Here is an 8,828-nt window from a genome sequence, read left to right as displayed (position 1 = left end):
GACCGAGGACGAGGTGCGTGCCTCCCTGGCGCAGGTGCGCGACCGTGAGTGGCGTCGCCCGCTGCCGCCGGTGCTGGTCGTGACGGAGTCCGAGAGCACGACGATCCCGGTGCACCTGCCCCACGGCGAGTCCGTCACGGTGTCCGTGCAGCTCGAGGACGGATCGCGCCGTCCGCTCGACCAGGTCGACAAGTGGGTCGACCCCCGCGTCGTCGACGGTCGCCAGCTGGGGGAGGCGACCTTCGCCGTCCCTGCGGGCCTGCCCCTCGGCTGGCACGAGATCAGTGCCTCGTATGCCGGGACCACGACCACCTGCACGCTGGTCGTCACGCCGGACCGCCTCGAGGTGCCGGAGTCGCTGCGCGACCACCCTGCCTCCGGCGTCATGACCCAGCTGTACGCCATGCGCTCCAGCCGGTCCTGGGGGATGGGTGACGCGGCCGACCTCGCCGAGCTCGCCGCGTGGGCCGGTCAGGAGCTCGGCTCCGACTTCGTCCTCGTCAACCCGCTGCACGCCGCCGAGCCGGTCCCGCCGGTCGAGCCCTCGCCCTACCTGCCCACCACCCGGCGGTTCATCAGCCCGCTCTACATCCGGGTCGAGGACATCCCCGAGATGGGCTACCTCACGGCGCAGGACCGGGCTCTGCTGCAGTGGCAGGCCGACGACGCGCTGCGCCTCAACGCCGAGGACGTCATCGACCGCGACGCCTCCTGGCGCCTCAAGGACGCCGCCCTGCGGCTCGTCCACAAGCAGCCGCGCTCGCCCCGCCGGGAGCGGGACTACCGCGCCTTCTGCCAGCGGGAGGGGCAGGGCCTGGTGGACTTCGCGACGTGGTGCGCGTTCACCGCGGCATACGGCGAGGACGAGGCCGAGTGGCCCGAGGAGCTGCAGGACTCCGCCGGCCCGGCCGTCGCCGAGCGTCGCGAGGAGCTGGCCGCGGACGTCGACTACTACTGCTGGCTGCAGTGGGTCGTCGAGGACCAGCTGGAGCAGGCCCAGCGGGTCGCCCACGAGTCGGGCATGCGCCTCGGCCTGATCCACGACCTGGCCGTCGGCGTCCACCCGAGCGGGGCCGACGCGTGGGGGCTGCGCGACGCGCTGGCCCGCGGCGTCACCGTGGGGGCGCCGGCCGACCAGTACAACCAGCTGGGCCAGGACTGGAGCCAGCCGCCGTGGCGGCCCGACCAGCTCGCCGAGCTGGGCTACGCGCCCTACCGCGACATGCTCCGGACCGTGCTGCGCTCGGCCGGCGGCCTGCGCGTCGACCACATCATCGGGCTCTTCCGGCTCTGGTGGATCCCGCAGGGCTGCAAGCCCTTCGAGGGCACCTACGTGCGCTACGACCACGAGGCGTTCATCGGCATCCTGGCGCTGGAGGCCCACCGCGCGGGCGCCGTCGTCATCGGCGAGGACCTCGGCACCGTCGAGTCGTGGGTGCGCGACTACCTCGCGGACCGCGGCGTCATGGGCACCTCGATCCTGTGGTTCGAGCGCGACTACGAGCACGGCGGGGAGCCGATCCAGCCCGAGCAGTACCGCCGCCTGTGCCTCGCCACCGTCACCACCCACGACCTGCCCCCGACCGCGGGCTACCTCCAGCAGGTGCACATCGACCTGCGCCACGAGCTGGGCCTGCTGACCCGCTCGATCGAGGAGGAGCGCGCCAGCGAGGTCCACGAGCAGGAGGGGATCAAGGCGTTGCTGCGCTCGCGCGGCCTGCTGCGCGAGGACGCGAGCGACGAGGACACGATCGAGGCGCTGCACAAGCTCCTGTCGTGGACGCCCGCCCTGCTGCGCGGCATCTCGGTCTCGGACCTGGCCCAGGACCGGCGGATCATCAACCAGCCCGGCACCGACGAGGAGTACGCCAACTGGCGCATGCCCCTGGCCGGCGCCGACGGCCGGCCCGTGCTGCTCGAGGACCTGATGCGATCGCGCTGGGCCCGCCGCCTCGCCCGCACCCTCTGACCTACCTCAGGTAGTCACACCCGCCTGGGTTAGCACGCCGTCGACGGACCTACCCCCGGTAGAGGCATCGACCGGCCGTCGTTCCCCAGGCGGGTGTGACGGAGGCCGGCGGACCTGGCGCCTCACCTGCCTGCCTGGACGGCGTCCGAGACGTGGACGCTCGGATTACCTGACGTTTGCCTCTGCATAAGGTTCCCTTTGGTCTGCCCACCGTCGGGCGGGCCTCCCACCCATGCCGGCGCCGATCGCGCCCCGCCCCGGAGGACAACCATGTCTCGCACGCCCTGGATCACCCGTCGCACCGCCCTCGCCGCCACCGGCGCGGCGATGATGCTGGCGGTGTCCGCGTGCGGCTCCGGCTCCGGCTCCGGCTCGGAGCAGGCCACGGACAACCCCCTGGGCCTGCAGCGCCCCGGCGTCCTGCACGTCGGCACGCTGACCGACGCGCCGCCCAACGTCTTCCTCAAGGACGGCCAGTTCACGGGCTTCGACAACGACCTGCTCAAGGCCGTCGCCGCCAAGCAGGGCCTCAAGGTCGAGTTCGCGGGCACCGACTTCTCCGGCCTGCTCTCGCAGGTCAAGTCCGGCAAGTATGACGTCGGCTCGTCCTCGGTCACCATCACCGAGAGGCGCAAGCAGACGGTCGCCTTCACCAACGGCTACGACTTCGGCTACATCGGCCTCAACGTCCCCGCGGGGTCCACGCTCAAGAGCTTCGACCAGCTCACGGGCAAGCGCGTGGTCGTGGTCCAGGGCACGGTCCAGGACGACTACGCCACCGGCAAGAAGCTCGACCCCGTGCGCGTCCCCGACTACAACGGCGCGATGAACCAGCTCAAGGCCGGCACCGTCGACGCCTGGGTCAGCCCTGCTGAGATCGGCGAGAAGCTCGCGGGCGAGTCCGGCGGCAAGGTGCTGCTCGCTGCCAAGGAGCTGAGCCCCACCCCGATGGCCTACGCCGTCGCCCAGGACAAGACCAAGCTCAAGGACGCGCTCAACAAGGGCCTGGACGAGGTCGTCAAGGACGGGACCTGGCAGAAGCTCGTCGACCAGTACTACCCGGGCCGCAAGACCCCCGCGGACTTCACGCCGGGCAGCGGCGCCGTCAAGATCACGCGGTGACCCGGGGTGGACGTCCTCGAGACCCTCAGGGAGACCTTCTTCGACCTCGACGCGATGCGCGAGGCGCTGCCTGACCTGATCACGGTCGGCCTGCCCAACACGCTGCTCCTCGCGGTCGTGTCCGCCATCATCGGGACCATCCTCGGTATGGCGCTCGCGGTCGCCGGCCTGTCCCGGCACCGCTGGCTGCGGTGGCCGGCACGCGTCTGGACCGACATCTTCCGCGGGCTGCCTGCCGCCGTCACCATCCTGCTCATCGGCGTCGGCCTGGCCCCCGTCGGCCTGCAGATCTGGGGCAACAACCCGTACCCGCTCGGGATCCTCGCCCTGTCGCTGATCGCGTCCGCCTACATCGGCGAGATCTTCCGCTCCGGCATCCAGAGCGTCGAGGCCGGGCAGATGGAGGCCTCGCGGGCCCTCGGCTTCAGCCACAACGCCGCGATGCGGCTGGTCGTCATACCCCTCGGTGTCCGCCGCGTGCTCCCGGCCCTGGTCAACCAGTTCATCTCGTTGATCAAGGAGTCCTCGCTGGTCTACTTCCTCGGGCTGCTGGCCAGCCAACGCGAGCTGTTCCGGATCGGGCAGGACTATGCCGCCAACACCGGCAACCAGTCCGCGCTGCTGCTCGCCGGGCTGTTCTACCTCGTGATCACGGTGCCGCTGACGCACGCCGTCAACGCCATCGACCACCGGCTGCGCCACGGTCGTCGCTCGGACGGGGAACACCCAGAGGGCTCCGACGGCTCCGACGGCTCTGGCGGTCCACGCGCTGGCGGCTCCGCCACGCCGGACGCCCCCGACGACGGCGCACTCGCCCTGACCCAGGAGGCACACTGATGACCGCCGCACCGCTGTCCGTCGAGCTGCGCGACGTGCACCTGGCCTTCGGCCGCAACCGCGTGCTGCGCGGCGTCGACCTCGAGGTCCCTGCCGGCAGCACGACCTGCGTCATCGGGCCCTCCGGGTCCGGCAAGTCGACGCTGCTGCGCGTGGTCAACCGACTGCTCGAGCCCGACCAGGGCGACGTCCTCCTCGACGGGCGCAGCATCCTGCGCGACGACCCGGACCAGCTGCGCCGGCACGTCGGCATGGTGTTCCAGCACTTCAACCTGTTCCCGCACAAGACCGTCGCCGACAACGTCGCGCTCGGGCCCCGCAAGCTGCTCGGCCTGTCCCGCGACGAGGCACGGTCCCGGGCGCTGACGCACCTGGAGTCGGTGGGGCTCGCGCACAAGGCGGACGTCCGTCCGTCGTCCCTCTCCGGCGGGCAGCAGCAGCGCGTGGCGATCGCCCGGGCGCTGGCGATGGACCCGCGGATCATGCTGTTCGACGAGGCGACGTCCGCGCTCGACCCCGAGCTGGTCAAGGGCGTGCTGGCGATCATGCGCGACCTCGGCGATTCCGGCCTGACGATGCTGGTGGTGACCCACGAGATGGGGTTCGCGCGCGAGGCGGCCGACCAGGTGGCGTTCATGGACGAGGGCGTCGTGGCCGAGCACGCGGCTCCGGACGTGATCTTCGAGCGTCCGGCCAGCGAGCGCCTGCAACGCTTCCTCTCCCGCGTCCTCTGACCTACCTCAGGTAGTCACATTCGCCCGGCTTCGCACACCAGGCCGATGTGACCAAGGTCGGTCGGCGTGACCAAGGCAGGCGGATCCTGCGGCTCACCTGCCGCTGTTCCCTGAGCCCGTATGCCGAGCAGCCCTCCGCACGGCAGCGGGATCGGTGCACAACTGCTGCACATGGGGGCGACGCCGGATGACCCGTCGTTGCGGCACAACGGAATTCGCCATCCAGGACCCGCAATGTGCAGCAGTTGTGCACGCCGGGCGCGCGGATGGCGTGGGGCTCGGCATACAGGATCCGGTGAGAACCCAGCCGTCTCGGCGAGCTGGATCAGACCACGACGTTGGCCACCCGGCCCCCTCTGCCCCCGGCGCAAGACCCGCCGGGGGTAGAGGCATCAGCCTGGGGAACGAGGGCCGGTCGATGCCTCTACCGCCGGTAGGTCAGGCGGTGGTGTCGCGCGCCTGCACCCGCAGCGCCCGCGCCACCGTGTCGCGGTGCTCCGCCACGGCCCGCACGAGCCCGGAGGGGGCGTCGGCGTTGGCGGTGAGCCAGGCCTCCGTGGCGTCCAGCAGCGACCGGTCCGCCAGCGGCATGGGATAGAACGCGCCCGCCACCACCTCGGCCAGCGCGAACGAGTGCCGCTCCCACATGCCGCGCAGCATCGTGAAGTACCGCTCGACATAGGGCTGCAGCAGCGTCACGTCGTGGACCCGGCCGAAGCCCTGCCCGGTCGCGCCCACGATCGTGTTGGACTCCGACGCGTCCTCGACGCCACGGCGCCAGGCCTGCGCCTTGGCCTCAGCGGTGGGGAGCGCGGCCACGGCCACCGCGGCGTGCTCCTGCCCGGACGCGGTCCGGTCCCGCTCGAGCTCGGCCTCGACCTCGGCCCGACCCACGCGTCCCGCCGCCGCGAGCGCGGTCAGCAGGGTCCAGCGCATGTCCGTGTCGACGGCGAGACCGTCCAGGGAGAGGCGCCCGGCATACAGGCCCTCGATCAGGTCGAGGTCCGTGGGGCGGCGCGTGATCGCGGCGAGCGCCGACACCAGCTGCAGCTGGGCGTCGCTGCCGGGCGCGGCCGTCTCGACCAGGCGCCGCAGCTCGGCCCCCACCGTCTCCCGGGCGCTGTCGCGATGGCCGGGAGCGACGTATGCCGCCAGCGCGGTGGAGACCTGGGCGAGGAGCACGCGCAGCAGCGTGGCGTCCGTCTCGCCGTCGACGGCCCGCAGCGCCAGGGTGATGTAGTCCCGCGCCCGCATCTGCGCGTCGCGCGTCATGTCCCAGGCCGTCGCGAGGGCGAGGGAGCGGGGCAGCGACTCGGTGAACGCCCGCGGGTGCTCGATCACGGTGGCCAGGGACCGCTCGTCGAGCCGCAGCTTGGCGTAGGCCAGGTCGTCGTCGTTGACCAGCAGCAGGTCGGGCATCGGCCGGCCGACGAGGAAGGGCAGCTCGGTGCGCTCTCCGTCGACGTCGACCTCGTGGCGCGCGACGCGGACCAGCGAGTCTCCCTGCAGCTCGTAGCACCCCACAGCCAGGCGGTGCGGCCGCAGCACGGGGAAGTCCTCGGGGGCGGTCTGCACGATCGCCGCGGCCTCGATCACCCCGTCGCCGTCCGAGCCGAGCGTGAGGTCCGGCGTCAGCGTGTTGACGCCGGCCTGCTCGAGCCACAGCTCCTGCCAGCGACCGAGGTCGCGCCCGGACGTGGCCTCGAGCTCGGCCATCAGGTCGCCGATCGTGGTGTTGCCCCACGCATGCTTGGCGAAGTACGCCCGGATCCCGTCGCGGAAGGCGTCGCGACCGACGTAGGCCACGAGCTGCTTGAGCACGGACGCGCCCTTGGCATAGGTGATCCCGTCGAAGTTGGTCTCGACGTCGTGCAGGTCGCGGATGTCGGCGGCGATCGGGTGGGTCGAGGAGAGCTGGTCCTGGCGGTAGGCCCAGGCCTTCTCCGCCGTCCCGAAGGTCGTCCACGCGGACTCCCACTGGGTCGCCTCGGCCTGTGCCGTCGTCGACGCCCACTCGGCGAAGGACTCGTTGAGCCACAGGTCGTCCCACCAGGTCATGGTGACGAGGTTGCCGAACCACATGTGCGCCAGCTCGTGCAGGATCGTCAGGGCGCGGCGCTCGACGAGGCCGTCGGAGACCTTGGCGCGGAAGACGTACATCTCGTGGAAGGTCACCGCCCCGACGTTCTCCATCGCGCCCATGTTGTACTCCGGCGTGAAGATCTGGTCGTACTTGGGGAACGGGAACGGCTGGTCGAACTCCTCCTCGAAGAACGCGAATCCCCGCTTGGTGCAGTCGAACAGGTTGGCGTGGTCGACGTGCGGCGTGAGGGATCGCCGGCTGAAGATCCCCAGCGGGATCTCGCCGGCGCGGGTCGAGACGGTGTCGCGGACGACGTCATACGGCCCGGCGATCAAGGCGGTGATGTATGACGAGATGCGCGGGGTCGCCTCGAAGGCCCAGGTCGCGGCCGGCGTGGAGCCGGCGGCGCCGTCCGCACGCGGGGCCGGCGTGGGCTCGGGGGTGGGGGAGCAGCTGATGACCTGCCAGTGCGCGGGCGCCGTCACGGTGAACGTGAACTCGGCCTTGATGTCGGGCTGCTCGAAGACGACGAACATCCGTCGCGAGTCGGGGACCTCGAACTGCGTGTAGAGGTAGACCTCGCCGTCGGCCGGGTCGACGAACCGGTGCAGACCCTCGCCGGTGTTCATGTAGGTCCCGGTCGCTCGGACGGTCAGCTCGTTGCGAGCCTGCAGGCGGGGCAGCGTGATCCGCGCGTCGGCGACATGGGTCGCGGGGGCCAGGGACTCGCCGTTGAGGACGATCTCCTCGACCGAGGTGCCGATGAAGTCGATGAACGTGCTCGCCCCCTCCTCCGCGGCGCCGAACCGTGCCGTGGTGGTGGTGCTGAAGGTCGTGGGACCGGTCGTCAGGTCGAGCTGGACGTCATAGGTCACGTCGCTCACGAGCTGGGACCGGTCACGCGCCTCGTCGCGCGTGAGGTTGGTGCCTGGCACGGTGGGGCCTTTCGGTGGTGCTGGAGCGCCCCGGAGCACGGGGGAGCGGATGGCCGCTCCATCCTTGCAGGTATCCCGCACGCCGTCCCTGCGGATCGCGGCGAGGTCGTCATACGGTGCCGCGCGGGGGCGGGGCGGGTGCTGGCAGGATGGCGGGGTGAGCGAGACGAAGCAGACCACCCAGCCGCAGACCACCCAGCCGCAGGCTCCCCAGAGCGGCTCCCCGTCCGTCGAGATGTTCTTCGACCCCGCGTGCCCCTGGGCCTGGATGACCTCCCGGTGGCTCATGGAGGTCGAGCGAGCCAAGGACATCACCGTGACCTGGTCGGTGATGAGCCTGGCGGTCCTCAACGAGGGCCGCGACCTGCCCGAGGACTACCGCGCGCTGATGGACCGCGCGTGGGGCCCGGTCCGCGTGATCATCGCGGCGGCCCGGGAGCACGGCGACGACGTCGTCAAGCGTCTGTACGACGCGATGGGCACGCGCATCCACCTCGAGGGCGAGAAGGACTTCGACGTCGTGGTCGAGGACGCCCTCGCCGAGGTCGGTCTGCCGGCCGAGCTCGCGTCGTATGCCGCGCCGACCGCCGGCGACGAGACCGATCGCGCCCTGCGCGCCTCGCACGAGCGCGGGATCTCGCTGGTCGGCGACGAGGTGGGCACCCCCATCATCAACGTCGACGGCGTGGCGTTCTTCGGCCCGGTCGTGTCGCCGGCGCCCAAGGGCGAGGACGCGGTGCGGCTCTTCGACGGGTGCGTGCTCGTCGCGGGGACGCCCGGCTTCTTCGAGCTGAAGCGCACGCGCGACGTCGGCCCCATCTTCGACTGACCTACCTCAGGTAGGCACATCCGCCCGACTTCGCACGCCAGGCGGATGTGACGACCTGAGGTAGGCACATCCGCCCGCCTTCGCCCCCGGCCGACACACCTACCGCCGGTAGAGGCATCGACCGGCCTCCGTTCGCCAGGCTGATGGACCTACCCCCGGTAGGTCCATCAGCAGGCTCTACCCCACCGCACCTCAGCCCGGCCCCGCACACCACCCCGCACCCCGCACCCCCACACCCCCCCCCACCCCGCACCCCCCCCCCGAATGCGGCGGACCTGTCCCGCGGCCGGGGGGCGCCCCCGCCGCTGGCACGGCGACG

At 71.5% G+C, this 8,828-nt stretch carries 6 protein-coding genes; 5 read left to right on the top strand and 1 reads right to left on the bottom strand.

What is annotated here, in order from left to right; all coding sequences use genetic code 11:
• The 4 genes from malQ to B2P18_RS01120 all read left to right on the top strand — a co-directional run.
• Positions 1–1,969, top strand: a 1,969-nt coding sequence (gene malQ / locus B2P18_RS01135) for a 4-alpha-glucanotransferase (protein ID WP_286955517.1), incomplete at its 5' end; no start/stop codon positions are given.
• A 270-nt stretch (positions 1,970–2,239) separates the two neighbouring features.
• Positions 2,240–3,091, top strand: coding sequence for an ABC transporter substrate-binding protein (locus B2P18_RS01130; RefSeq protein WP_286955515.1), 852 nt, complete (start codon positions 2,240–2,242; stop codon positions 3,089–3,091).
• A 6-nt stretch (positions 3,092–3,097) separates the two neighbouring features.
• A complete protein-coding gene (locus B2P18_RS01125) occupies positions 3,098–3,928 on the top strand; it encodes an amino acid ABC transporter permease (RefSeq protein ID WP_286955514.1) in 831 nt (276 codons plus the stop codon).
• Positions 3,928–4,662 carry an amino acid ABC transporter ATP-binding protein gene (locus tag B2P18_RS01120; protein ID WP_286955513.1) on the top strand — a complete coding sequence of 245 codons (735 nt, stop codon included), beginning with the start codon at positions 3,928–3,930 and terminating at the stop codon, positions 4,660–4,662. Before B2P18_RS01125 ends, B2P18_RS01120 begins: the two co-directional genes overlap by 1 nt.
• 438 nt (positions 4,663–5,100) lie before the next feature.
• On the opposite strand, the gene pepN is transcribed toward B2P18_RS01120, so the two are convergent.
• A complete protein-coding gene (gene pepN, locus B2P18_RS01115) occupies positions 5,101–7,680 on the bottom strand; it encodes an aminopeptidase N (RefSeq protein ID WP_286955512.1) in 2,580 nt (859 codons plus the stop codon).
• Positions 7,681–7,915: 235 nt separating this feature from the next.
• Here pepN and B2P18_RS01110 point away from each other — a divergent pair, with 235 nt between their 5' ends.
• The gene (locus B2P18_RS01110; RefSeq protein WP_037215674.1) at positions 7,916–8,509 is read left to right on the top strand and encodes a DSBA oxidoreductase; all 594 of its coding nucleotides are present in this window, start codon (positions 7,916–7,918) and stop codon (positions 8,507–8,509) included.
• The last annotated feature ends 319 nt before the right edge of the window (positions 8,510–8,828 follow it).

The sequence above is a fragment of the Arsenicicoccus sp. UBA2120 genome (assembly GCF_002330965.1).
Lineage (GTDB): Bacteria > Actinomycetota > Actinomycetes > Actinomycetales > Dermatophilaceae > Arsenicicoccus > Arsenicicoccus bolidensis.
The sequence above is the reverse complement of the archived record's forward strand: the minus strand, read 5'-3'. Positions and strand labels throughout refer to the sequence as shown.

What these genes read in the sequence shown, in the direction of transcription:
- B2P18_RS01130 (WP_286955515.1), top strand. Translation starts at nt 2,240, where the DNA reads ATGTCTCGCACGCCCTGGATCACCCGTCGCACCGCCCTCGCCGCCACC.
- B2P18_RS01120 (WP_286955513.1), top strand. Translation starts at nt 3,928, where the DNA reads ATGACCGCCGCACCGCTGTCCGTCGAGCTGCGCGACGTGCACCTGGCC.
- B2P18_RS01110 (WP_037215674.1), top strand. Translation starts at nt 7,916, where the DNA reads ATGTTCTTCGACCCCGCGTGCCCCTGGGCCTGGATGACCTCCCGGTGG.